Genomic DNA, 24,940 nt, shown 5'->3' on the forward strand with positions numbered 1-24,940 from the left:
GACCGGAGCTTTCATGTTCACCGGCATCGTCACCGACATCGGCCGCGTCCGCAGCGTCCGCAACACCGACCGCGACCGTCGCTATGAGATCGAAACCGTGTGGGACACGGCGACCATCGACCTGGGGGCCTCCATCAGCCACGCCGGCTGCTGCCTGACCGTCACGGAAAAGGGCGAGGGCTGGTTCGCTGTCGAGGTTTCCGGCGAGACCCTGTCCAAGACCAAGCTGGGCGATTGGGCAGAGGACACCCGCGTCAATCTGGAACGCGCTGCGAAACTGGGCGACGAACTGGGCGGCCACATCGTCTCTGGCCACGTCGATGGTCTGGGCGAGGTGATCTCGATCACACCCGAGGGCGGATCGCACCGCATCGTGGTCGAGGCGCCGGCGCCTCTGCACCGTTTTATCGCGCCGAAGGGCTCAATCACCGTCGATGGGGTTTCCCTGACGGTGAATGGGGTGCAAGAGCGCCGCTTCGACTTGAACATCATTCCGCATACGTGGGATGCGACCACGCTCGGCGGCCTGAAGGTCGGCGACAAGGTCAACCTGGAGATCGACATGCTGGCGCGCTACCTCGCGCGGTGGCAGGAGACCGCATGATGAAACTGGCCGTCCACAATACCGACAGTCCGATCAGCCCGATCGAGGACATTCTCGAGGACGCCCGCAACGGCCGCCCCTACATCCTGGTGGACGCCGAGGATCGCGAGAACGAGGGCGACATCGTCATTCCGGCCCAGTTCGCCACGCCGGACCAGATCAACTTCATGATCCGCTATGCGCGCGGCCTGGTCTGCCTGGCCGTGACCGGCGACCGGGCTCGACAGCTGCGCCTGCCGCCGATGGCCGCCGACAATCGCGAGAGCATGAAGACCGCCTTCACCGTCTCGATCGAGGCCAAGGAGGGCGTGACCACGGGCATCTCCGCCGCTGACCGTTCGCATACGATCCAGGTTGCGACCGACCCGACGCGCGGCGTGGACGACATCGTCTCGCCGGGTCACATCTTCCCCCTGGTCGCGCGAGACGGCGGCGTTCTGGTCCGCGCCGGCCACACCGAGGCCGCTGTCGACATCAGCCGCATGGCCGGCCTGAATCCGTCAGGCGTGATCTGCGAGATCATCAAGGACGATGGCGAGATGGCGCGGATGCCCGACCTCATCGCCTTCGCCCAACTGCATGGGCTGAAGATCGGCACCATCGCCGACCTGATCGCCTATCGCCGCCGCACCGAGCGCTTTGTCGAGCGGGTGCTGGAGACGCCGTTCGAGAGCGTCCACGGCGGGCCGTTCAAGCTGATCCTCTACCGCAACACCATCGAGGGCGCCGAACACATCGCCCTGGTGCGCGGCGACATCGACCCGACCAAGCCGACCGTGGTGCGCATGCACCAGATCGACTTCGCCGCCGACCTGCTGGGCCATGTCGAGGCGCGCCAGAACTATATTCCCAAGGCGATGCAGGCCCTGGCCGCCAGCGACGGTCCCGGCGTCGTCGTCTTCCTGCGCGACCCCGGCCTGCATGGCCTGGCCGAGCGCCTGGGCGGGGCGGACAAGCCGACCGCGGTGGATCGTTCGCTGAAAGCCTATGGCGTCGGCGCCCAGATTCTGCTCGACCTCGGCGTCAAAGATATGATCGTGATGAGCTCGACGCGGCCCAATCCGACGGCGCTTGAAGGCTACGGCCTGCGCATCGTGGGCTGGCGCGACATGGACGGAGAAGACCAATCCTGAACGACCCAACCCGCGTCCTCATCGTAGAGGCGCGCTACTACGACGATCTGGCTGACGCCCTTCTGGAAGGGGCCAAGGACGCCCTGCGTGCGCAAGGCGTGCAGTTCGACGTCGTCACCGTGCCCGGCGCCCTGGAGGTTCCGACCGCCATCGCTCTGGCCGAGGAGGCCGGCCGCTACCCGACCGCGCCGCGCTATGACGGCTATGTCGCGCTCGGCTGCATCATTCGCGGCGAGACCTACCACTTCGAGATCGTCTCGGATCAGTCGGCCGCCGGCATCATGCATCTGGGCCTCAAGGGGCTGGCCATCGGCAACGGCATCCTGACGACCGAGGACGAAGAGCAAACCTGGGCGCGCGCCCGGATGAGCGAAGGCGACAAGGGCGGCGGCGCCGCTCGCGCCTGTCTGGACCTGATCGCGCTGCGTAAGCGCTTGCGCGGAGGACTGGCCTCGTGACCGAGCCGACCAACACCACCCCGGCCACCGTCGCCGAAGTCATGGCCCAACTGGCCGAGGCCGATAGAGCCCGCGCCGAGCCGCAACTGACCTCGCGTCAGCGCCGGGCCCGCACCGTCGCCCGTCTGGCCGCCGTCCAGGCCCTGTACCAGATGGAACTGGCGGGCGAGGGCGTGGACGTCATCGTCAAGGAATTCCGTGATCACCGTTTCGACGGCGATATCGACGGCGCGCCCCTGGCCGAGGCTGACGAGCAATGGTTCTCGGACATCGTCCACGGCGTGGTCGAGGATCAGCGCGGCATCGACGAGGCCGTCAAGGCGCGTCTGGCCTCCAACTGGCGTCTGGAACGCCTCGACGCCACCCTGCGCGCCCTGCTGCGTTGCGGCGCCTGGGAGTTGAAGTTCAAGCCCGACGTGCCGCGTGAGATCGTGATCGACGAGTATGTTGAGCTGGCTAAGGCCTTCTTCGATGAAGCAGAGGCGAAGTTCGTGAACGCGGCGCTCGACGGCGTGGCGCGCGATGCCCGCGATTGACGTCGCTGGCGAATTCGAGACCATCCAGCGGCTGCTGAAGCCGCTGGCGCACCCGGAATGGGCGAGGGGGCTGGCCGACGACGTGGCCGTGCTGCCCTCGCGTCCGGGGCATGATCTGATCCTGACCAAGGACGCCATCATCGAAGGCGTCCACTTCCTACCCGACGATCCTCTGGACACCGTGGCGCAGAAGCTGCTGCGCGTGAACCTGTCCGACCTGGCCGCCAAGGGGGCCGAACCCTTCGGCTATCTGCTGGCCTGCCACTGGTCCGAACGCTGCGGCTGGCCCGAGCGCGAGGCCTTCGTCGCCGGGCTGCGACGCGACCAAGCCATCTTCGACATTGCCCTGCTGGGCGGCGACACGGTCAAGACGCCCGGTCCGGCCAGTTTTTCCGCCACCATGATGGGCTGGGCGCCGTCCTCCTCAACCGTCAGCCGTGGCGGAGCGCGACCGGGCGACCTGGTCTTCGTCACCGGCACCATCGGCGACGGCTGGCTGGGCCTTCAGGCGGCGCAGGCGACGCTGACGTTGGACCCGGAGCGGATGGACGCGCTGGAGACCGCTTATCGCACCCCCATGCCGCGCGTGGAGTTCGCCACGGTCGTACGCGGACTGGCCACGGCCAGCGCCGACGTTTCTGACGGCCTGCTGGCTGATGCGCGTCACATCGCCGAGGCCAGCAAGGTCGGCGTCGAGATCGACCTCGAGGTCCTGCCGCTGTCGGCCGCCGCCCAGGCCTGGTTGGACAGCCGGGTCGATACTCAAGCCGCGCTGGAACTGCTGGCCACCGGCGGCGACGATTATGAGATCATTCTGACCGTCCCCGCCGGGGCTGAGAACGTCCTGCGTCGCGAGGCCGAGCGCCGCCATCTGCGCCTGACCCGCATCGGCCGCGTGGTCGAAGGCAAGGGCATTGCGGTGCGCCATCTCGGCCAGGCGATCACACCGACGCGCATCGGCTGGACCCACGACTAGGGCCGCAACGGAATCCTAACGGGGAGAGGGCAGGGTGGCGTCATGAAACGTCGCGCCCTGATCCAGGCTGGAGCCCTTCTGACCGTTTCGGCGGTCGCCAGCGGCGCGCGCGCCAGCGAGAAGGCTGAACCTGCCGCCGCCCCCTTCCTGAACCTGCCAGGGATGGGGCTGCCTGTCATCACGGACGGCCGGGTGCGCAACTACGTCTTTATCGTGCTGAAACTGCACCTCGGCCCCGCCTATGCGGTGGAGGCGGTGCGGGCCAAGGAGGCTCACCTGCGCGACGCCCTGGTCCGCGCCGGGCATCGCACGCCCTTCGTCCTGCCGAATACCTGGGTAGCGCTGGATACGGCGGCGCTGAGCGCCAGCCTGATCCGCTCTGCCTCGACCCTGATCGGGCGCGGCGCCGTCACTCGCGTCGAGGTCGTCAGCCAAACGCCCCGTCGCCGGACCGGGATGCAGGGCGTCTAAAGCCAGACTTGGAAACCGCTGTTGCGTCACGCCTTGGCTTTTGACACAGTTGAGCCGCAATTCCCGGGGGACGTAAGGTTGCGTTCGTAGGCGCACGGGGGGACCGGAAGGCGGTGAGAGGCGAAACGCCCGCCCGCGCCAAGGATCCGTGTGCTTGTTGCACAAGGGCTTGGAAACGCCATGACGAACTATCTATGGCTGGTCATCGCGGCTGGCGTACTGGGGGTGCTGTACGGCGCTGTCCAGACCGCCGTCCTGATGAAGGCCGGTACCGGTAACGACAGGATGCGAGAAATCGCGGCGGCGATTCAGGAAGGGGCCTCGGCCTATCTGAAGCGTCAGTACACAACGATTGGTATGGTGGGGGTCGTGATCTTGGTCGCGGCCTTTTTGCTTATCGGGCCCTGGGCTGCGCTCGGGTTCCTGATCGGGGCGCTGCTGTCGGGCGCCGCCGGTTTCGCCGGAATGCTGATTTCGGTGCGGGCCAATGTGCGTACGGCCCAGGCGGCGTCTGAAAGCCTGGCCAAGGGGCTGGACCTGGCCTTCCGTTCGGGCGCCATCACCGGCATGTTCGTGGCGGGCGGCGCGCTTCTGGGCGTGTCGGGCTACTATGCCTTCATGACGCTTGGCATGGGCTTTGAGTCCACCAGCCGCGCGGTCGTCGACGGTCTGGTGGCCCTGGGCTTCGGCGCTTCGCTGATCTCCATCTTCGCGCGACTGGGCGGCGGCATCTTCACAAAGGGCGCCGACGTGGGCGGCGACATGGTCGGCAAGGTCGAGGCGGGCATCCCCGAGGACGATCCCCGCAACGCCGCCACCATTGCCGACAATGTGGGCGACAACGTCGGCGACTGCGCCGGCATGGCCGCCGACCTGTTCGAGACCTATGCCGTCACGACCGTGGCGACCATGGTGCTGGCGGCCATCTTCTTCCGCAATCAGCCCTATGTCGAAGTGATGATGCTGCTGCCGCTGGCGATCTGCGGCATCTGCATCGTGACCTCGATCATCGGCTCCTTCTTTGTCCGCCTGGGCAAGGGCGGCAACATCATGGGTGCCCTGTATCAGGGCCTGATCGTCACAGGGGTCCTGTCTGTCATCGCCGTCTGGTGGGTCATCAACCAACTGGTGCCGGGCGCGGTAGAAACCTCTAGCGGGCTGCTGATCCAGCCGATGAACCTGTTCTGGGCCGGCGTGGTCGGCCTGCTGGTCACGGCGGCCATCGTGGTCGTCACCGAATACTATACCGGCACCGGCTTCCGGCCGGTGAAGTCGGTGGCCAACGCCTCGGTCTCGGGGCACGGCACCAATGTGATCCAGGGTCTGGCGGTTTCGCTGGAATCGACGGCCCTGCCGGCGCTGACCATCATCGTTGGGATCATCGCGGCCTTCCAGCTGGCGGGTCTGTTCGGCATCGCCATCGCCACCACGACCATGCTGGGCGTGGCCGGGATGATCGTGGCGCTGGACGCCTTTGGTCCTGTCACCGACAACGCCGGGGGCATCGCTGAAATGGCCGGTCTTCCGTCCGACGTTCGCGTGTCGACCGATGCCCTGGATGCGGTGGGCAACACCACCAAGGCGGTGACCAAAGGCTACGCCATCGGTTCGGCCGGGCTGGGGGCGCTGGTCCTGTTCGCCGCCTATGTGGAGGACTTGAAGCACTTTGCGGCCGAGGCGACGCCGGGCAGCTTCTTCTACGGACTGGGCGCTGTCGCCTTTGACCTGTCCAACCCCTACGTCGTGGTCGGCCTGCTGTTCGGGGGGCTGCTGCCCTTCCTGTTCGGCGGCATGGCGATGACGGCGGTGGGACGCGCCGCCGAGGCCGTCGTGGCCGAGGTGCGCCGTCAGTTCCGCGAAAACCCGGGCATCATGACGTTCGAGACCAAGCCCGAATACGGCAAGGCCGTGGACATCCTGACCAGTGCGGCCATCCGCGAGATGATCGTGCCCAGCCTGTTGCCGGTGCTGTCGCCGATCGTCCTGTTTGTGGCGGTGCTGTTCATCCAGCCGGACAAGGCCAACGCCTTCGCCGCCCTGGGCGCCATGCTGATGGGGGTGATCGTGACGGGCCTGTTCGTGGCCATCTCGATGACCTCGGGCGGCGGGGCCTGGGACAACGCCAAGAAGCTGATCGAGGAAGGCTTCACCGACAAGAACGGCGTGGTTCACGGCAAGGGCTCTGAAGCACACAAGGCCGCGGTCACGGGCGACACTGTGGGCGATCCCTACAAGGACACCTCCGGCCCGGCGGTGAACCCGATGATCAAGATCACCAACATCGTGGCCCTGCTGCTGCTGGCGGTGCTGGCGAGCGGGAAGATCGTCTAGGGCTTCGGTTCGCCTGAAACGAAGAACGCCCCGGAGAGCAATCTCCGGGGCGTTTGTCATTCCTAGCGGCCTGTGCCTGCGACGTGGTCGTCTGCGGTTTGAGGCCGAAGAGGGCAGCGCGGGTGAAGCGGCGGCCCTTAGTCCGGGCGGCGCTGGCCGGGGACGTCGTCCTCGGTACGGGGCAGTTGGCCACGACCGACGTTGCCCAGCAGCTGTTCCAGGATTGTCAGCTGACGACCGCGGGTCGGGGTCTCGCGACGCTCCATGGCGATCTGGCGACCGTCTTCCAGGCCCAGGGTCCGGACGGCGGCGACCTTGTCGTCGGCCTTGTTGAAGGTGATCTCAGTCACCGTGCGCTGCGACACCTGGGGCTTGTTGTAGGTGTACCGCTCGGTCATCTGGGTCATATAGTACCAGACTGTGTCGGGTTCGAAGGTCGAGGTCGTCGAGGGCGAGCCCAGGCGCGCCAGGACGGTTTCCTTGGTGTCCGTGCCGGCCACGACATCCTGAGGCTTGGCGTCGATCGCCTGGAAGCCCTGGGTGGCGATGGTCGGCGCGCAGGCGCCAGCAGCGGCGGCCAGCGCAACAGCAGCGAAGATCGGTGTAATTCGGGGCATCCGCGTCCGCCTCAGCATAACAAGGTCTTTGACCTAACCGGCGCTGCGTCCTAGTGCAACGGCGCGGCGAAAAAGGGGCTGTTGCTCATGCTTAGAAATCTCTTCCGACAACGACCTGATGAACGCCAGGGCGACGCCCTGTATGCCCTAGCGGTCGGACAGGCCCGCCAGCCTGAATTTTACACCTCGCTGGGCGTGACCGATCAGATCGATGCCCGGTTCGAGCTCTACACCCTGCACGTCCTGATTCTGTTTCTGCGCCTGAAGGGCGACGGCGAGCGTGGCGAGGTGGCGGCGCAGCGTCTGTTCGACACCTATATCTCGTCGCTGGACAACACCCTGCGCGAACTGGGCGTTGGCGACGTGTCGGTCGGCAAGAAGATGCGCAAGCTGGGCGAGTCTCTTTATGGCCGCATGAACGCCTATGAAGGCCCACTGCGCGCCGAGGACGTCGACGCCATGGCTGCGGCCCTGGCCAAGAACGTCTATGAAAGCGAGGACGCCGCGACCGGACACGCTTTGGCGCGTTACGCCGTGGCCTCGCGTCAGAATCTGTCGACGCAGTCGTTTGAAACCGTGTCCAAGGCTCCGGCCTGGGCGGAGATCACCGCATGAACGACTTCCCCCCGCTGCCCTACAGCGAGCCGCTGAGACTGCACCACATCGGCGCGGGCGTGCAGCGCCGCCTGACGCCGGACGCCGACGCCATCAAGCGGATCGTTCGCGCCCTGGACTTACAGGCGCTGGACCTGTTCGAAGTGGACATCAACCTGGTCCCTACCGTATCGGGCTGGCGTCTTGACGGTCGCGTCGTGGCCGACGCTGTCCAGACCTGCGGTCTGACCCTTGACCCACTGCCGGTTCACATTGACCGCAAGTTCTCTGTGCAGATGGTCGAGGCGACCGAGCGCGAGCCCGAAGAGGACGCCGAAATCGATCTGGAGCTGGACGACGATTCGGCGGATCAGATCGAAGGCGGTAGTCTGGACTTGGGCCAATACGCCGTCGAACAGTTGGCGCTGAGCCTGGATCCCTTCCCGCGCAAGCCAGGAGCTGTGTTTGAACAGCCCAAGGAGCCGGGCGAAATCTCGCCCTTCGCGGTTCTTAAGAGCCTGAAATCCAAGGACGGTTCCGGCGAAGGTTGACCTGACGTCGGGCTGGTAGCATCCCAAGGGTGCGACATTTGCGTCCTGCATCCCTATATGAAGCGCCGCGACAAGACGGCGACGGAGTCCATTTCCACTTGGCATCCCCAACACTGATCTCGCTTGACGCCATGGGGGGGGACCACGGTCCCTCGGTCGTGGTCGGCGGCGTGAAAGACTATCTCTCGCGGCATGACGGCGAGGGCGTACGTTTCCTCCTGCATGGCGACGAGGCGGCGATTCGCGCCGAGATGGCGCGCTGCGCCCTGACCGACGCCGTCTGCGACGTGCGCCACACCGACAAGGTCGTGGCTATGGACGAAAAGCCGGCCCAGGCCATGCGCCGGGGCAAGGGCTCCAGCCTGTGGAACGCCATCGAGGCGGTGAAGACCGGCGAGGCGGCGGCGGCTGTCTCCGCCGGCAACACCGGCGCCCTTATGGCCATCTCCAAGCTGCTGCTGCGCATGGCGGCGCCGGGGCTGGAACGCCCGGCCATCGTCGCCAGCTGGCCGACGACGCGCGGCTATACGGCGGTGCTGGATGTCGGCGCCAACATCGGCAGCGACGCCAAGCAGTTGATCGAATTCGCCATCATGGGCGAGGCCTTCCAGTCGGCGGTGCATGGCGTGGCCAAGCCCACGGTAGGCCTGCTGAACGTCGGCTCCGAAGACATGAAGGGCCACGACGAGGTGCGCGAGGCCCACGCCATCCTGCGCGAGGGCGGTATTCCGCTGAACTATCACGGCTTTGTCGAGGGCGATGACATCGCCAAGGGCACGGTGGACGTGGTCGTCACCGACGGCTTTACCGGCAATATCGCCCTGAAGACCGCCGAAGGCACGGCGCGCTTCATTTCGGGTCTGCTGAAAGAGGCGCTGACCTCCGGTCCAATCGCCAAGCTGGGCGCCCTGATCGCCATGCCGGCGCTGAAGCGGATGGCCGCCAGGATCGACCCCAACGCCATCAACGGGGGACCTCTGCTGGGCCTGAACGGCATCGTCGTGAAAAGCCACGGCGGCGCCACGCCGCGCGGCTATGGAAACGCCATCCGCATCGCCGTCGATCTGGCGCGCAGCGACTACATGGCCAAGGTCGGGGCCAACCTGGGACGGCTCGCCGCCCTGGAGCAGCCCGCGCCCGCCGCCGAAACCCTTGGGGAGACCCACCAGTGAGCGTCATCCGTAGCGCCGTGACCGGCGTCGGCTCCTTCCTGCCGGAGAAGGTCGTCACCAACGCCGACCTGGCCAAGTTCGTCGACACCTCGGACGAGTGGATCGTCGAGCGCACCGGCATCCATCAACGCCATCAGGCCCGCGAAGACGAGCCGACCAGCGATCTGGCCGTCGAAGCCGCACGCCGCGCCCTGGCTGACGCGGGCAAGACGGCAGCGGACGTCGACCTGATCATCGTCGCCACCACCACCCCGGACCAGACCTTCCCCGCCACCGCCGCCATCGTGCAGGCCAAGCTGGGCGCGCCGGTCGGCATCGCTTTCGACGTTCAGGCGGTCTGCTCGGGCTTCGTCTACGCCATGAGCGTGGCCGACGGCTTCGTCGCGCGCGGCATGGCCAAGTGCGCCCTGGTCATCGGCGCCGAGGAAATGACCCGGCTGATGGACTGGAGCGACCGGACCACCTGCGTTCTGTTTGGCGACGGCGCCGGCGCCTTCGTCGTCGAACCGCGCGAAGGGCAGGGGACCAAGGCCGATCAGGGCGTGCTGGGCTTCGCCCTGCGTTGCGACGGCTCCAAGTCGGACATGCTCTATGTCGACGGCGGCCCTTCCACGACCGGCACGGTCGGCCATCTGAAGATGCTGGGCAATCAGGTCTTCCGCCATGCGGTCGTCAACATCGCCGAAGCCATTGTTGGCGCGACCGAAGCGGCGGGCGTCGAGATCCCCGAGATCGACTGGTTCGTGCCGCACCAGGCCAACCAGCGCATCATCCGCGGGGTCGGCGAACGACTGGGACTGGACGAAAACAAGGTCGTCTCGACCGTGGCTCTGCACGCCAACACCTCGGCGGCGTCGATCCCTCTGGCCATGGATGCGGCCATCAAGGACGGGCGGATCAAGCGCGGCGACCTGGTGGTGATCGAGGCCATGGGCGGCGGTCTGACCTGGGGCGCCTGCGCCTTCCGTCTCTAATCTGCATTCAGGGCTTTGATTCGCGGCGACTTTGCCCTTCTATGCGTGCGGATTGAAAGCGGAGAGACGCAGTGACGGGACAAGACACCCTGACCCGGGCGGATTTGTGCGATGCGGTGCATGACGAGGTGGGACTTTCTCGCCAGGAATGCTCCACCTTGGTCGAGCGCACGCTCGAACTGGTCGTCGAATCACTCGAGCGCGGCGAGACGGTGAAGCTGTCTGGCTTCGGGGTCTTTCAGGTGCGCGAGAAGCGCGCCCGGATGGGCCGCAACCCGAAGACCGGCGAACCGGCGGCGATCAACCCGCGTCGGGTGATCAGCTTCCGTGCTTCGCAAATCATGAAGAGCCGGGTCCACGACGCGGTCGTCGAGGACTGATCTGCAGTGGCCAAAAGCCCGAACGCCTTTCGCACCATTTCCGAAGCCGCTGACGAAGTCGGCGCACAGCAGCACGTCCTGCGCTTCTGGGAAACAAAGTTCGACTTCATCGCCCCCCTGAAACGCGCGGGTGGGCGTCGTTTCTATCGCCCGGAGGACATCACCGTCCTGAAGGCCGTGCGGCGCCTCCTGCACGACGAGGGGCTGACCATTCGTGGCGTCCAGCGTCTGCACAAGGAACAGGGCATGGCCCGTCTGGCCGCCTATGGCGACCCGACGACGGCGCTGGAAATCGATTCGGATATCGAGCGGGAAGAGCTGGGCGCAGCGGCGTCTCAAACCTTCGCATCCGCGCGTCTGGGCGCTGTTTTGGCCGACCTGGAGTCGGCGAAGGCCCGTCTTGAAGCCGTTCTGCAGCGCTGAGGCGAACTTGTTGTTCAAAGAGCGTTTTAGCGTTTGCGGAGAGCGAAATCGCCCTCTATAGGGAGCGTCTTCGGAGCGTGGCGCAGCCTGGTAGCGCACTTGACTGGGGGTCAAGGGGTCGCAGGTTCGAATCCTGTCGCTCCGACCATTTCCTCTAGGGAATTGGTTGGTTAAAGGGGTCGCTTTCGAGCGGCCCCTTTTGCAATTCGGCGAGCTATCTCGGAATGAATGCGGTCCGGCCTCAAGTAGGCCGGAGCTAACTCGAGCATAGACCGATTGGAGCTCTACGTTTTTTACCGAGACTGCACAGGTTTGGAAATCGTTGCAGCCATAAATGGCTGATTTAACGATAAAAACAATGCAATTGGAGATAGGCGGGTGTTGCGCTCGGCGACAGCGCTTCTGTTGCAAGCCCAAAAGCGTTGGGGGGGGCGGTGGCGCGTTAGCTACCGAAACACTAGGCGTAGATAGGTTGTGGATAAACGCCAGAAGCGAAGGCGGATGGCAGTCTCGTGAAGGACTACAATGCTCGCTTTAGCCGAACCTCTATCAAGAACAGAGAGGGCAGTGCCGATCATGCCACCGTTCACACCGAGGATCGGGTTCTGACTTGCTCGAGGCGGCCGCTTTCAAGTCGATAGACGCTGTCTGCCGCCTCCAGCAGGGCGGGCCGGTGGGCGACCACCAGCCGCGTGATCGACAGACCTCTGACAAGGCTCGTGATGCTCTTCTCGTTCGCGTCGTCGAGGCTTGCAGTGCCCTCATCCATGACAAGGACATCGGGTTGCCGATAGAGAGCCCGCGCGAGCAACAGTCTCTGACGTTGCCCGGCGAAGATCGAATCGGCCAGTTCCCCGATTTCGGTTTGATAGCCTTTGGGCATCAGACTGATCTCCCGGTCGATCCCGGCCTGGTTCGCGACCTGTCGCATGAGGGCTTCGTCCGCTTCAGGACTGAACAGGGTGATATTGTCGGCGATGGATCCGGCTAACAGGCGGTCGTCGAGCGGGCCATCGCCATTGATGCCCGCGGCACTCGACCGAACGACGATACAAGAGTGGCCGCTTCACAACGTTCAATTGTTGTGCCGACAAGTTGTCACTGGAGGCTGGAACGCCTTTGCGGTGCGGTTAAATGTCGTGGGGGTCGAACGCTCTCTGTTTCAGGGACGAGCACCAGCGACATTTTCGAGGCCGCGCTGGAGGATCTCGTCGCGACCGGCGGACACCCCGGCGATTGTGCGCGAGGCTGGGACGGTCGGCTGCACGCCGTGACCGCTGAGGTCAGACCCATCATGGTTCAGAACCTCCATTCCGGTCCAGGTCAGGGCGTAGCCGCCCGGGACGACGAAGGTATTGGAGTTGCCGTTTGTCCCCGCCGTAGGCTCTCCGACGATGTCGGCCAGCCCGTTGCCCCGGACCATCGCCAGCAACGTCTCCGAGTAGCTGATTGCTCGCGTGTCGGTGAGGAAGGCGACCCGTGATCCCAGATTGGGAGCCTGCGGTGCGACTGACCATCCGACAGAGTTCCAGTCGCGATCGTGTCCATCAGGCAGCATATGCACTGGAACGCGAAATGGAGGCGTTTGGATCACATGGTCTGTGAAGCGCCCCAGAAACGCAGGCCGGATATCACGCGGGTAGCCCCGCAGGTCAAAAACCACGGGTTGACCGGGCTCAACTTGTCTCAAACCGTTCTGCAAGGCGTTGTCATCGAGCCGTGTCAGATCGAAATACCACGCGCCGACCGGAAACCAGGTGATCGGGGCAGGGCGAGTCTCGCGATCAATATGAGGAATCTGGGCGGATGGAGATGGTAAAACCTCCTGATCACGTTCCGTCCCGTCGATAGAACGCAGACGCAATTGCACCGCTGCGTCGTCTGCTCGCCACAGCATGTCTTCCGCAGCTCGCCACTGGCGGAAAGCGGGGGTGGAGGCTGATACATAAGGAACCGTCGCATCCAGTGCGCTTGCCGTGGGTGTTCCGTCCACCGAAAGTACAACGTCGCCGACGGTGAGACCGGACGACGCTTCACCAGCAAGGCCGGTTATCACCAGCTCTCCCTCTATGGGCTGCCAGACCAGCGGCAGCCGATGCGTTTCGGGTCGGAGGCTGACATCCCCATGTCCATCGTGCAGGTCTGCAACCATCCGTCTGAGCACATTACGGAAGCTCGCCGGGTCCACCTCCGTCGCACCAGCGGCGAGGCGGTCCTGCAGGGCAGCTTCCCACGCCGCGCCTTCATCTTCGAAGCCGGGATAGAAGTGACGAAAGACGTTCCATGCGATAACCACCGCGCCCAGGCGCCTCGCCCGACCCTGAGATCCGAGCGAGGTCGATGTAGAGGGGAGAGGGGCGGTTCGGGAAGGTTTGACGTCGGCGGCGCGCGCTGTGAGCGGCATCGAGATGACAAGGCCCTCGGCGAGTTCCGATGTCCAGACGGCCGACTGACCGGTTGATACCCGTTCACTCTGATAGACTGAGCTGGAGAACTTCACGCCTGTATGTCGCCAGCGCACGAAATTTCCGTCCGTGGATCCGGTTTGTGACGTGCCTTGGTTTGATCCTGCGAACGTCAGGCCAGGCGCCAGCGGCCTGAACCATTTTTTCCAGAACGTCGATCAACTGCCTTTCGGATTCGGCAGTTTCCGCCTCAACCGCGCCCTGGGCTGCGATTGCTGCCCAACGAGGATCGTCCGGCTCTGACAGGGGCGAAAACCAGCGAACATAACCGTAGAGCTTGGTGAAGGCTGCGAGATTGCGGAGTCCGGAGCGTGTCGGCGCTGCGCCATCATCCACGTCACTGGGAATCTCGCCCACAATCTGAAGGCTAGACGCGTCAATCCATGCCGAGCCTGTGCCATGCAGTAGAAGTCCGACAGTCAGTTTGGTCGCGTCGTGTGCGACGGGACCAACAATCTCGTAGATGCTCCAGTCGCCGGATCGGATCGGCCGATCGCTCATGTTGTCGAAGAATCCGGGGCTCCCGCCTAACCTATCGACACGGAACCATAGTCCCGCCCCACCGCCTCCGGTGCCGGCGCCTGTCCTGACCGCAGCGCGGAAGCGGACCACTTGACCCCTGAAGGGTGCGGCATCAAGCGCCTGAGCCAACGCCGAAAAGCCCGTTGGTGCCCCGCTACGTGCGATCCTGTAACTGGACCTGCCTTCGTAAGGGTCTTGTGTATCCGCGATCACATCGAGGTTGACGGGAATGGCGCGCCAGTCGTCCAGGCCCGACATGGGGGCCAGTTCAAAATCAGGGTTCCTGAGATGACCAACAGCGTTCTGGGCGTACGATGGAGCTGCGATCACCAGAACGACGAACGTCAAGGCGAGTATACGAAGCCGACCGGCGACATTCCCACGGGCGAACGACATACGAAGCACAGGAACCTCCAGACGACTAGGCGCATCATCAGGTTGTGCTGTTGCGACATGAACTGTCAAACCCCTACCGCGGAGTTTGACGCCATCTCTGACGTTCCTCCGAGTTTTCATCCAGCGGTGACCCCAGGCTCTACTGCCGCCTTGGCCCCGCCCCCGAGTGTCGGGTCGAAAAAGGGATTTCGATCACTCTCTGGGTGAAAGACGTCGTAGAGATCTTCCAGGGCTAGCGCCGGAATAGCCCGAACTCCACTTGACGGAATCCGTGGTCGCACGCTGATTTGCGAAAATCGTTGACGCATGAAGCGCAAGCGCTGCGCCATGTCTTGGCTGTCGGATCCGACTATATTTTCAGGATCGAAAAGACAAAACTACAGGACAATTTCCAACGCCGTAGATCATGGTCGGCTTGGCGCGTGAGCAATTAGCTGAAAGAATGGCTTCAATTTCAGGAAAATTTGGAGCCATGAGCGCTGCGTCAAGGTCTATTGGAGGCACCATGCTCTCGGCTTGTCGATAGAGAGCTCGAGCAGCGCTGACGTACTTGTCTCGTGTGGAGGGAGCCAAATGCCCCTTAAGGACATCAATCCATATCGTGGAGCAGTAGCGAGGCAGTCCGCTTGGATCGGAGCAGTAAGGCCCGGCTAAGGCCTAGGGAAGCTTGGCTGCGCAGCGGGGCATCGAGCTATGTTGCATGGAGTGGTGCAACACTATCGAACTGGCGCTCCCTTCGCATAATATATCTTAGGCGCTCACTGGGCTATTGAATACCGGGACAGGACATTTGTGACTGGTCGAATACGCCCAAGGGATATCTTTCGCATCAGACAAGCCGCAGCGGCTGACCGAGCTGATAAGGACGTCGCGTTCATCGGCGATCGCTCTCACGCGCAACACCAGCGGCCTAGCCATTGCCATTGCCATTGCGCGCGTGTGCCGCTTTCGGGCGCAGCGCCCAGACGGCAAAGGCATTGGAAAAGCCCTCATCCTCAATGTCCTCGCCGTGCATGGTGCCGCGCCTCCAGGGAGAAAAGCGGCGGCCAAGTCGGCGATTGCTGCGACCAATCGGATCTGTATGCGCTCGCCTCAACCCTGGGCGGGATCAAGAACCCCGCCAGGCGCTACTCTGTCGAGGCGAACAAGGGTTCCCATCATGACGCTTAGCACCGCCCAACTCAACCGTCCCGCCGCCCGCTTCAATGGCGTTCGGGTCGGCCAGCGGCCCGCCAGCCTGGCATGAGCCTGGTCAGCATCGCCGCCGCGCGTGCCCGCCCCGGCGGCCGCACTTCAACGAGAACCCGACGCCCGACCATTTTGCTGGTCGATCTAAGTGATGGCGACGACCGCGATCTGGCGGTCTACCTCGATCAACAGGGCCTTTCGGTTCACGACGCGCCTTTGGCGAGGACGGTCACAACCGACCGGCCTGAAACAGAAGGCTTTGACGCGGTCGTGCTGATCACCTGCCTTCCGGATTCGACCGCTTTGGCCGCCATACGTCGGATGACGGATCTGAATGCCCCTCCCCTGCTCGTTATCGCTCGGTCGGGCGAGTCCCTTGAGCGCGTCCTCGCCCTGGAGATGGGCGCCGACGATCTCGTGGGTGAGGAGGCGACCGAGCGCGAAGTGCTGACGCGCCTTCATGGCTTGATGCGCCGACGTCGGATCGAACAGGATGAAAAGGATGATCGAGCGCCCCCCCCAGGACGGCGCCTGGCGGCTGAACTCGGCGTTTTGCGCCTTGGTCTCGCCCGAGGGGCGGCGGCTAGACCTGTCCAGCGGAGACGAAGCCATTCTGGCGGCCTTCGCAGAGAGCTTTGAAGGTCTCATTCTCGATCACGACTATCCGAGAGGGGACGTTCGCACGGCGATCAGCCGCCTGAGGCGCAAGGTCCGCCGCAACACAGGCCTCGAGCTTCCTATTCAAAACATTTGGGGCCGCGGCTATCGCTTCGACGCCCCCCTGATCAGAACATGAGGCGCCTGGATCGAGTTTCACAGGCTGAAGCCGACAACGCACGGGCGGCTTCGAACCGTCCGGACGCGAAGGTCCGGCCGGAGCCGCGCCCTGTACGACGCAAGGCGGTCATAACCGTCGAATTCGACGCCGAAGACTATTTTTGCGCCCAGGCGCAGGAGGGAGAAATCCGCCGCGTCCTCTCAAGGTTGCAGGCTGACTTCAAAAGGATCGACATTCGCTTTGCTGATCGCCGTCCCCGGTTGGCGCCGCGCGCCGCGCCGCCTCAGGCGACATGGCCACGAGCCTGAACCCCAGACCTTCGCCAATCAGGGATTTCGCCAGAGCCGCTCCGAGGGTCGTCGGGACCAGGTGTCTGGCCCGGGCGTCGCCGCCTCTCAAAATCTCAACCAGGCCATAGGCCGGGGGCAAGGAGCCCGGTTCTCCTGCCATCGTCATCGCCCGTACGCCGCGTGAGACGCGCGATTCGCTCCACCCGCCGAGACGGGAGAGGTCGGAAATGCGAACCCCTTCTCGGCGGACCACGTGCAGAAGCATGGTCAACTGCCCCAGGGTAAGGCCTGGCGCGACGCGCTCAACCTCGGCCAGGGCGGCAAGGAGAAGATCTGCGGCATGGTCGGCGTCGTTCATGTTCTTTGTCCCCTCCACATGACCCCCAAGTCTGTCCGGGAACGTCGCGATTTCGTCGCGCTAACCCACCGCTTCATCGATCAGGCTTTGCGATAGAGCGACAGGTAGTGCTTTGGTGCAGTGAGGGGGTGCTGATGATCGATAACGACGAGCTGGACGACGAGGGGAATCGGCCGCGCGGCTTTAACAGCCTGGACCGCATGGTCGTCGTTCTGACCATTGTCTTCTGGACGCTCAACGCCCTGCAGCTCGCCGCTCGGGGGATCATCTCGCCGAACGCGTTCAACCAGCTCGCCGGCGTCGGCCTGGCCAGAACGGCCAGTCTTCTGACGGGGATCACCCTGACCCTGGGCATGTGGCTGATGCTGCGGCGTCTGAGCGAGACGCGGGCCTTGGCCTGGTTCTGGCGCGCGGCGATCATGGGGCTAGGCGTCTGCCTCATCCACACCACGCTGAACGCCGTCTATTTCTGGAGCCTGACCGAATACCACGAACTGGCGGGCGAGCGTTTCCTCGATCCGCGCAAGTTCGTCTCGACATATCTTTCCTTCCTCTACCCTATCATGACCTGGGCCGCCCTTTGCGCCGTCATGGTCGCCGGCGACAACCTGCGTCGTCAGCAGGTCCGCACCAGCCAAGCCCAGGCTGCCGCCCAGCAGGCGCAGCTTTCAGCCCTCCGGCTGCAGATCCAGCCGCACTTCCTTTTCAACGCCCTGAACGCAGTCTCCAGCCTCATCGGTCAGGGCCGCACCCGCGAGGCGGACGATGTCCTGATGCGCCTGTCCGCCTTCCTCAAACATACCCTGGCGGCGGCGCCCCGGGAACTGGTGAGACTGGACACTGAGCTCGAGGGTCAGGGCCGCTATCTTGATATCGAGGAGATTCGATTTCCGGACCGCCTCCGTCGGCGGCTTGTGGTGGAACCGCAGACGGCGCCCGCCATGGTGCCTGGCCTCATCCTCCAGCCCTTCGTCGAAAGCGCCGTCAAGCACGGGCTGGCGCGGTCGATTGAACCCGTGACGTTGGAGGTCGGCGCCCGCCGCCTGGGCGACCGGCTGCATCTCTGGGTTTGCGACGACAGCTTGGCGGCGTCGTCTCCAGGTCAGGAAGGCCTTGGTCGCAGCCTGGAGAATGCGGGCCGCCGTCTGGCGCTCATCTATGGCCCCGCCGCCTCCTTGGCGTACGGGCCCGACCCGGACGGCGGATGGCGGGTCGATCTGGAATTGCCGTTCGAGGTCGTGGCGTGAAGGTCCTGATCGCCGACGATGAACCCCTAGCCGTGGCGCGCCTGCGGCAGGCCCTGGCCTGCATTCCGGAGGTCGAGCTCATCGCCGAGGCTCGCTCGGGCGACGAGGCTCTGCGCTTGATTCGTCAGTTCAAGCCGGACGTCGTCGTTCTCGACATCGAGATGCCAGGCCTCGATGGCCTGGCCGTGGCGGCGCGGCTGCGCCCGACCGATCCTCTCCCCGAGGTCATCTTCGTCACCGCCTTCACTCACCACGCCGTCCAGGCCTTCGAACTGGATGCGGCCGACTACCTGACCAAGCCCTTCGATTTCGAACGCCTGCGCGCGGCGATAAGGCGCGCGAAAGGGCGGCTGGAGGCGCGTCACTCCGACCAACGCTTCGCCGAGCTTCAGACCCTCGTCGTCTCTTTACAGCAGGCGTCCGGGCCCTCCGCATACGAGACCGAGATCTGGGTCCGGCGGTCGGACGGTCTTCACCGTCAACCTCTGGAGGAGGTCGATCACATCCTCGCCCAGGGCGATTATGTCGAGCTTCACGCCGGCGGCGTCGCCCATCTCGTGCGCGACACCATCAGCGCGCTGGAGCAGAGGATCGATCCCGCACGGTTCGTCAGGTGTCACAGGTCGGTCATCGTCAACCTGAGCTTCGTGCGCGGGATGCGCCGCCGAAGCGGCCGCAAGCTGGTCCTCACCCTCACCGATGGAAGGGAGATCCTGGTCGGCCCCAGCCACATTGATCGCGTCACCCTGGCCATGAAGGTTCGCCCGTGGCGCCAATCCTGAATATGATCGCAAATATACTTGCGATCATGCAATTAGTTTTCATGTGTTTAATTTGATCCTAGAACAGGACATTCTCTAAATGTCCAGGCTATAGATGTTGTTGCACGCCTCCTCATAAGTAGTGTCCGGTCATTCCCTGTCCAGTCTAGCGACATGGGAATATTCTTACACGAATACGCGCCCACACAGGCGCGTCGGGAGGGAAACCATCTTGCGAAATCACCTGTTCCGCCGGCGACTGCTGGCCACCACCATTGTCGGCGGCGCGCTGGCTTCAGCCTTGCCCGTCATGGCCCAGATAGCCGATACCCCCGCCAGCGCCGACGAACCCACGGCCCTGGAAGAGGTTGTCGTCACCGGCTCGCGGATCGCGCGCCCCAACCAGGACTCGCCCGTTCCGGTGTCGGTGATCACCGCCCAGCAGATCGAGGCCACAGGCCAGATGAACACCGGGGACATCCTGCGCACCCTGCCGGAAGCCGGCGTCTCGACCTTCACTCCGACCACGACGACCTTCTCGACCGCCAACAACGGCGTCACTACCGTCGACCTGCGGAACCTGGGAGAGAACCGGACCCTGGTGCTGGTCAACGGCCGCCGTCATGTCGCCGGCATCGTCGGCAGCCAGATTGTCGACTTCAACACCATCCCCACCGACTTCGTGGACCGTATCGACGTGGTGACGGGGGCGGCTTCGGCCGTCTATGGCTCGGACGCCCTGGCGGGGGTGATCAACATCATCACGCAGAAGGATTTCGAGGGCCTGGAACTGTCGACCCAGGGCGGGATCACCGAACGCGGCGATAATGAAAACTACAAGATCGGCCTGAAGTTCGGCTCCAACTTCTCAGATGATCGCGGCAACTTCGTCGGCTCGCTGGGCTGGCGGCGGACCGGCTCGGTCTATGGCCGAGACCGTTGCGACCGCGACATGTGCATCGACGCCGCCGCGACCACCGCACGTCAGCAGACCGTCGGCGTCTTTTCGTCCTTCATCCCGCGCGGCACGGCCCTGGTCCCTCGCGTCGGCGCCGGCAACCTGACCCGCGTAGTCAATGACGCCGGGGCGGTCGTGCCCTACACCAACGCCGGCTTCGGCTATAACCGGTCCGCCGAGCGTCAGCTCTATGTTCCCGAGGAACAGATCCGCTTCAACGGACAGGCGACCTACGACTTCAACGACAATCACCGCTTCTTCTCGGAGATGTCGGTCTTCCACGGCCGAACCTCGAGCGAGATCGAGGGCAACCCGGTGGGCTCTGAAGCCATCTACCAGGACCAGTTCGGCATTGATCAGTTGCCCGATTGCCGCGACTTCGACGGCGATGGCGACAACGAGTGCCGTTACGGCGTGCCAATCACCAGCGCCATCGTGCCGACGGCTCTGGCCGCCGCTGTGCGCGCCCAGCATCCGGGGATCGCCGACGAAGACCTGGTGGTCGGCTTCCGCCGCCGCATCAGCGATGTGGGCAATCGCGGCAATGAGTCCGAGCGTTCGATGGCCCGCCTCGTCGCCGGCTTCGAAGGCGAGCTGACCAAGAATCTCAGCTACGAGCTCAGCCTGAACTACGGTCGTTCCGACTATGACCAACGCTCGAACGGCGACGTCATGACCGGGCGCTTTCGTCAGGCGCTGGACGCGGTCGTGATCGACGGCGAAACCGTCTGCCGCGACTCCGCCGCGCGCGCCCAGGGTTGCCGGCCGATCTTCATCTTCGAGGAAGGCGGCATCTCCGAAGAGGCGGCGACCTACTTCACCGCCGCGACCGGGCTGGACGCCTTCCAGGAGCAGTACATCGTCAACGGCTTCGTCAGCGGATCGCTGCCGAACGTGTCTCCGGCCGGCGACATCGGCTTCGTCATCGGCGGCGAATACCGCGAAGAGTCCGCCCGCTCGACGCCTGACCCCCTGACCCAGCTCGGCCTGGCCACTGGCAACATCACGCCCGAGACGCGCGGCGCCTTCAATGTCCGCGAAGCTTTCGCCGAACTGCGCATCCCGCTGCTGGCCGACCTGCCCTACGCCCAGGCCCTGGACCTGAACCTGGCGGGCCGCGTGTCCAACTACAGCACCGTCGGATCGACCACCGCCTGGGCCGCTTCGGTTGAATACCTGCCCACCAGTTGGCTCAAGCTGCGCTCGCAGTATGCGGTCGCCGTGCGAGCGCCCAACATCAACGAACTGTTCAACCCCGGCTCCCAGACCTTCCCACAGGTCGGAGATCCCTGCGAAGGCGTGACCCTCATCGGCGGTAAGGCGGCCTTCCTCAACACCCGCTCCAACATCGCCGATCCGGATGTCGTGCTGAACAGCGGCGTCGACGCCTCGACCATCGGCGACGCCGTGGCTCAGGCCTGCATGCTGGACTCAGCGATCGCCGCTCGTGTCGCGCGCGACGGCGGCTTCGCCCTGACCCAGCCCGAGTTCCAGGGCGTGTCGGGGTTCAACACCGGCAACCCGGACCTGACGCCGGAAACGTCCAAGACCTTCACCATCGGCCTGTTGTTCAACCCGCGCTGGAACGACTGGTGGTCGCGCCTGTCGGTGTCGGCCGACTACTATGACATCTCGATCGAGGACGGCGTCGGCACCTACGGCCGTCAGGTTTCGGTCGATCGCTGCTACGAGAACGCCGCGTCGTTCGACCCCACCTCGCCCTTCTGCGGCGGCATCCAGCGCTTCAGCGGCGGCGCCTCGGTCGGGGCCCTGCAATACGTCAACATCCGCAACCTGAACCTGGCCGAGATCAATGTCGAAGGCCTGGACCTCAAGGCCAGCTACAGCCTGCCCCTCAATGACGCCTTCTCGGCGCCGTCGATGGACCTGGGCAGCCTTTCGGCCTCCCTGACCTACAGCCACCTCATCGATTTCAGTTCGACGGCCTTCCCCGGCGCGGCGCCGCAGACCTTCTCCGGCACGGTCGGAGCGCCTGACCATGAAGCAGTGCTGAACCTGCTCTACGCGCGCGGCCCGCTGCAGGTGACGATGGGCGTGCAATATGTCGGAGAGGCGGACGTGGGCTTCTTTGACCCCGACCTGGAATCCCTGCTGCCCTCGATGACCTTCGTCAACGCCCAGGTCCGCTACGACCTGAACGACCGAGCCAGCATTTACGCCGGCGTCGACAACCTGTTTGACGAATACATGTTCGTCGCGGGCACCAACGGCGACATCGGTCAAGCCACGGGCTGGACCACCTTCCCCGACGTCTATGACGGCCTGGGCCGGCGCTTCTACGGCGGCTTCCGGTTCAGCTTCTGAATCTCTGAGAGGGCCAAGGAGGGGGCAGGCTTTGCTTGCCCCCTCTCTTAATTGTCTGACGAGATCGCCCCAAGCTTGCATCCGGGGCTGGACAACTAGGTCTATTGACGAAGCGATCGGATCGCGGACACCGTCGGATTCTGGGTCTCGCCCGGCCCGCCAGCACAGATCAACTCGCGGGAGCCGCCGCCAGCCAGCCCTCTTCGCGCAAGGCTCCGATCCGCGCGCGCGAGACGGGCGCCTCCAGACCGCCAGTCAGACGCAGTCGCACCTTGCGACCGTCCTCGACCACGCCGGCGATGGCTTCACGCGCCACCCACCACGAGCGGTGGGTCTGCACGCCCTCCACGTCCTTCAAACCCGCCATGGCCTGGGACAGGGACATCAGCACCAGGGCTGAACCCTGCGGCGTATGAACCCGGACATAGTGATCCTCCATCTGCAGGCACAGCACGGTCCGCCCAAGCCGGGGCGGCAGCCGGTCACGCGGGTCGGCGGACGACGTGTCGGGTCCTGCGGGGACGGCCTCTCGCGATCGCGTGGCCCACAGCATGCCCAGGGTCGCCAGGGTGCTGATCACCAGGCCCTGACCATACCATTCCAGCCAGCCGACCTGACCGACTACGGGCCACAGCCTGACCGCCAGAACCCGGCTGAGCACGGCGGGCAAAAGGGTCAGAACCGCGATGGCCGGCGGCGTCCACAGCCAGGCCGAAACGCCCCGACCGTTCGCCCACCGCGTCAGGATCGGCAGGCTGACGCCGAAGGCCAGCCATCCGCCCCACAGACAGACCACCCAATAGGCCGTGCGCACCGGCAGGGTTCCAGTCAGATAACTGCCGAACGGACCGATCGCACCCAGGGTCAGGCCCACGACGGTCGAGACGGCGAACCCCGTCGCCGCCGCACGCCACCGCCTGTCTTTCAGCCACGTCGATTCCATCCCCCACCCTAGCAAGCGTTGCGGGCTATTGCAGCCGTTCGCCCGACCACGAACCCGTTCGCCCGTTCGCCCATCTCAGCTGGCGCGACGACAGGGAGCGGCCTCACACAGCCTCATCACCTGCCGCTTAGAAAGCTCGTTCGAATGTCCACCGCCGCCCTGATCGCCGCCGCCTCCATCCTGCTGCCCCCCGGCGCCACAGCCGCCACGCCAAGCCTGCCTCAGGCCGTTCCGCAGCCGACCGCGCAAGCCGGTCCGACGATCCGCGACGGCGTGGCCTATTCTCGCCTGACCGTGAGCGACGGCGATCAGCCTGCCATCGAGGCGGGGGTCTGGTATCCAGCCGAAACGGCCACGGCGCCGCGCCCGCTGATCGTCGTCTCCCATGGCAACGGCGGCGATTTCCGCAGTCACCGCGACACGGTCCAGGCCCTGGCAAGGGCCGGTTTCGTTGTCGCGACGTTGACCCACACCGGCGACAACTGGCGCGACCAGAGCCGCGCCACCGATGTCGTCGGCCGCGGCCGCCAGCTATCGGTGCTGATCGACCACATGCTGGGCCAATGGGAAGGCAAAGCCGGGATCGACGCAGAGCGGATCGGGGCCTTCGGCTTCTCCGCCGGCGGCTTCACCGTGCTGGCGGCGGCGGGCGGCGATCCCGACCTGATGCGACTGGTCGATCACTGCCGAGCCAACCCGGCCTTCTATGATTGCCGCCTCGTGGGCCGCTACTCAGAGACGATGAACAATGGCCAGGGCGCGCCGCGCCTGCCGCACGACGCCCGCCTCAAGGCCCTGGTCGTCGCCGCCCCGGCTCTGGGCTTCACCTTCACCCGAGAAGGCCTGGCCAAGGTGACCCAGCCGATCCAGCTGTGGCAGGCTGGGGCCGACCAGATCCTGCCCTCGCCCTTCTACGCCGAGCCGGTGCGCGACGCCCTGCCGCGCCCGCCTGAGTACAAGCGTATCGACGGCGCCGGCCATTTCGACTTCATGCCGCCCTGCCCGCCGGAACTGGCCGCCAACGCCCCCATGATCTGCGCTCCCACCCCAGGCTTCGACCGCGCCCTGTTTCACGAGACCCTGAACCGCGAAATGATCCGCTTCTTCAAGACCCATCTCTGACCGATATTGGGCGGCGGCATGAGAAGGTAGTGTCAAACTACACAGAGGGCGGCGGGGATCGACATGTGAAAGGCCTGGGAGACCGCCACCCCGCCGATGGACTTGCAGGTCTTCAACCGCGCTGACCCGTTCACCATCGCGACCAGGTCGGCCGGACTGCATAGCCAGGCATCCGAACCTCAACCAAATTGCGCCCCCCCCTGACATGCGGGAGACGGCGCAATCGCAGCATCAGAAGCTGTATCGAAGCCCCACGACATAGGTCGCCGGGGCGCCGACCAGCCGCGACGCGCCGTTCAGCTGCGGGAAATAGACCTCGTCGCTGATGTTGCGACCATAGGCGAAGACCGCCCCGTTTGGCCGCCGC

General features: G+C 64.8%; 24 protein-coding genes and 1 tRNA gene. 18 read left to right on the forward strand and 7 right to left on the reverse strand.

Annotated elements, in window-relative coordinates:
* The first annotated feature begins 13 nt into the window (after window positions 1-13).
* From HNP51_RS07250 to HNP51_RS07280, 7 genes are all read left to right on the forward strand, one after another.
* A complete protein-coding gene (locus HNP51_RS07250) occupies window positions 14-604 on the forward strand; it encodes a riboflavin synthase (protein WP_184268567.1) in 591 nt (196 codons plus the stop codon).
* Window positions 601-1,737 (forward strand): 3,4-dihydroxy-2-butanone-4-phosphate synthase, encoded by a 1,137-nt coding sequence (gene ribB / locus HNP51_RS07255; protein ID WP_114818080.1) that lies wholly within the window; start codon window positions 601-603, stop codon window positions 1,735-1,737. Before HNP51_RS07250 ends, ribB begins: the two co-directional genes overlap by 4 nt.
* Window positions 1,731-2,195 carry a 6,7-dimethyl-8-ribityllumazine synthase gene (gene ribH / locus HNP51_RS07260; protein ID WP_409360106.1) on the forward strand — a complete coding sequence of 155 codons (465 nt, stop codon included), beginning with the start codon at window positions 1,731-1,733 and terminating at the stop codon, window positions 2,193-2,195. Before ribB ends, ribH begins: the two co-directional genes overlap by 7 nt.
* A gap of 41 nt (window positions 2,196-2,236) precedes the next feature.
* Window positions 2,237-2,731, forward strand: coding sequence for a transcription antitermination factor NusB (nusB, locus tag HNP51_RS07265; protein ID WP_184269138.1), 495 nt, complete (start codon window positions 2,237-2,239; stop codon window positions 2,729-2,731).
* On the forward strand, window positions 2,718-3,707 hold the full coding sequence (gene thiL, locus HNP51_RS07270; RefSeq protein WP_184268569.1) for a thiamine-phosphate kinase: 990 nt from the start codon (window positions 2,718-2,720) through the stop codon (window positions 3,705-3,707). The genes nusB and thiL overlap by 14 nt, the downstream gene beginning before the upstream one ends.
* A gap of 42 nt (window positions 3,708-3,749) precedes the next feature.
* Window positions 3,750-4,178 carry a hypothetical protein gene (locus HNP51_RS07275; protein WP_184268571.1) on the forward strand — a complete coding sequence of 143 codons (429 nt, stop codon included), beginning with the start codon at window positions 3,750-3,752 and terminating at the stop codon, window positions 4,176-4,178.
* 180 nt (window positions 4,179-4,358) lie between these two features.
* Entirely contained in the window at window positions 4,359-6,509 is a 2,151-nt protein-coding gene (locus tag HNP51_RS07280) for a sodium-translocating pyrophosphatase (protein ID WP_184268573.1), read from the forward strand.
* 137 nt (window positions 6,510-6,646) lie between these two features.
* Here the strand turns inward: HNP51_RS07280 and bamE are convergent, their stop codons facing one another.
* Complete coding sequence (bamE, locus tag HNP51_RS07285) at window positions 6,647-7,126, reverse strand: outer membrane protein assembly factor BamE (protein WP_184268575.1); 480 nt, start codon at window positions 7,124-7,126, stop codon at window positions 6,647-6,649.
* 87 nt (window positions 7,127-7,213) lie between these two features.
* Between bamE and HNP51_RS07290 the strand changes: the two genes are divergently transcribed.
* The 7 genes from HNP51_RS07290 to HNP51_RS07320 all read left to right on the forward strand — a co-directional run bounded on the left by HNP51_RS07290 (window position 7,214) and on the right by HNP51_RS07320 (window position 11,368).
* On the forward strand, window positions 7,214-7,741 hold the full coding sequence (locus HNP51_RS07290; RefSeq protein WP_184268577.1) for a ubiquinol-cytochrome C chaperone family protein: 528 nt from the start codon (window positions 7,214-7,216) through the stop codon (window positions 7,739-7,741).
* Window positions 7,738-8,271 carry a DUF177 domain-containing protein gene (locus HNP51_RS07295; RefSeq protein ID WP_184268579.1) on the forward strand — a complete coding sequence of 178 codons (534 nt, stop codon included), beginning with the start codon at window positions 7,738-7,740 and terminating at the stop codon, window positions 8,269-8,271. The genes HNP51_RS07290 and HNP51_RS07295 overlap by 4 nt, the downstream gene beginning before the upstream one ends.
* A 98-nt stretch (window positions 8,272-8,369) precedes the next feature.
* The gene (gene plsX, locus HNP51_RS07300; RefSeq protein WP_184268581.1) at window positions 8,370-9,443 is read left to right on the forward strand and encodes a phosphate acyltransferase PlsX; all 1,074 of its coding nucleotides are present in this window, start codon (window positions 8,370-8,372) and stop codon (window positions 9,441-9,443) included.
* The gene (locus HNP51_RS07305; RefSeq protein ID WP_184268583.1) at window positions 9,440-10,417 is read left to right on the forward strand and encodes a beta-ketoacyl-ACP synthase III; all 978 of its coding nucleotides are present in this window, start codon (window positions 9,440-9,442) and stop codon (window positions 10,415-10,417) included. Before plsX ends, HNP51_RS07305 begins: the two co-directional genes overlap by 4 nt.
* Window positions 10,418-10,488: 71 nt before the next feature.
* Complete coding sequence (locus tag HNP51_RS07310; RefSeq protein WP_184268585.1) at window positions 10,489-10,797, forward strand: integration host factor subunit alpha; 309 nt, start codon at window positions 10,489-10,491, stop codon at window positions 10,795-10,797.
* 6 nt (window positions 10,798-10,803) lie between these two features.
* Complete coding sequence (locus tag HNP51_RS07315; RefSeq protein ID WP_184268587.1) at window positions 10,804-11,220, forward strand: MerR family transcriptional regulator; 417 nt, start codon at window positions 10,804-10,806, stop codon at window positions 11,218-11,220.
* Between the two features lie 71 nt (window positions 11,221-11,291).
* Window positions 11,292-11,368, forward strand: a tRNA-Pro gene (locus HNP51_RS07320).
* Window positions 11,369-11,806: 438 nt separating this feature from the next.
* Here the strand turns inward: HNP51_RS07320 and HNP51_RS07325 are convergent.
* The 5 genes from HNP51_RS07325 to HNP51_RS07345 form a co-directional block, all read right to left on the reverse strand.
* Window positions 11,807-12,151, reverse strand: coding sequence for an ATP-binding cassette domain-containing protein (locus HNP51_RS07325; protein WP_184268589.1), 345 nt, complete (start codon window positions 12,149-12,151; stop codon window positions 11,807-11,809).
* Window positions 12,152-12,382: 231 nt separating this feature from the next.
* Complete coding sequence (locus tag HNP51_RS18835) at window positions 12,383-13,720, reverse strand: S41 family peptidase (protein WP_184268591.1); 1,338 nt, start codon at window positions 13,718-13,720, stop codon at window positions 12,383-12,385.
* Entirely contained in the window at window positions 13,689-14,603 is a 915-nt protein-coding gene (locus tag HNP51_RS07335) for a hypothetical protein (protein WP_184268593.1), read from the reverse strand. Before HNP51_RS07335 ends, HNP51_RS18835 begins: the two co-directional genes overlap by 32 nt.
* 1,332 nt (window positions 14,604-15,935) lie before the next feature.
* The gene (locus HNP51_RS07340) at window positions 15,936-16,403 is read right to left on the reverse strand and encodes a hypothetical protein (protein WP_184268595.1); all 468 of its coding nucleotides are present in this window, start codon (window positions 16,401-16,403) and stop codon (window positions 15,936-15,938) included.
* 385 nt (window positions 16,404-16,788) lie between these two features.
* Complete coding sequence (locus tag HNP51_RS07345) at window positions 16,789-17,217, reverse strand: MarR family winged helix-turn-helix transcriptional regulator (RefSeq protein ID WP_184268596.1); 429 nt, start codon at window positions 17,215-17,217, stop codon at window positions 16,789-16,791.
* Window positions 17,218-17,351: 134 nt separating this feature from the next.
* Between HNP51_RS07345 and HNP51_RS07350 the strand changes: the two genes are divergently transcribed.
* The 3 genes from HNP51_RS07350 to HNP51_RS07360 all read left to right on the forward strand — a co-directional run bounded on the left by HNP51_RS07350 (window position 17,352) and on the right by HNP51_RS07360 (window position 22,508).
* On the forward strand, window positions 17,352-18,464 hold the full coding sequence (locus HNP51_RS07350; protein WP_184268598.1) for a sensor histidine kinase: 1,113 nt from the start codon (window positions 17,352-17,354) through the stop codon (window positions 18,462-18,464).
* Entirely contained in the window at window positions 18,461-19,246 is a 786-nt protein-coding gene (locus HNP51_RS07355; protein WP_184268600.1) for a LytTR family DNA-binding domain-containing protein, read from the forward strand. The genes HNP51_RS07350 and HNP51_RS07355 overlap by 4 nt, the downstream gene beginning before the upstream one ends.
* Before the next feature lie 211 nt (window positions 19,247-19,457).
* Window positions 19,458-22,508, forward strand: coding sequence for a TonB-dependent siderophore receptor (locus HNP51_RS07360; RefSeq protein WP_184268602.1), 3,051 nt, complete (start codon window positions 19,458-19,460; stop codon window positions 22,506-22,508).
* A 169-nt stretch (window positions 22,509-22,677) separates the two neighbouring features.
* Here the strand turns inward: HNP51_RS07360 and HNP51_RS07365 are convergent, their stop codons facing one another.
* A complete protein-coding gene (locus HNP51_RS07365) occupies window positions 22,678-23,451 on the reverse strand; it encodes a LytTR family DNA-binding domain-containing protein (RefSeq protein ID WP_184268604.1) in 774 nt (257 codons plus the stop codon).
* Between the two features lie 144 nt (window positions 23,452-23,595).
* Here HNP51_RS07365 and HNP51_RS07370 point away from each other — a divergent pair, with 144 nt between their 5' ends.
* The gene (locus HNP51_RS07370) at window positions 23,596-24,573 is read left to right on the forward strand and encodes a prolyl oligopeptidase family serine peptidase (protein ID WP_184268606.1); all 978 of its coding nucleotides are present in this window, start codon (window positions 23,596-23,598) and stop codon (window positions 24,571-24,573) included.
* Window positions 24,574-24,940 lie beyond the last annotated feature (367 nt).

The organism is Brevundimonas bullata, assembly GCF_014207965.1.
Classification (GTDB): Bacteria; Pseudomonadota; Alphaproteobacteria; order Caulobacterales; family Caulobacteraceae; genus Brevundimonas; species Brevundimonas bullata_A.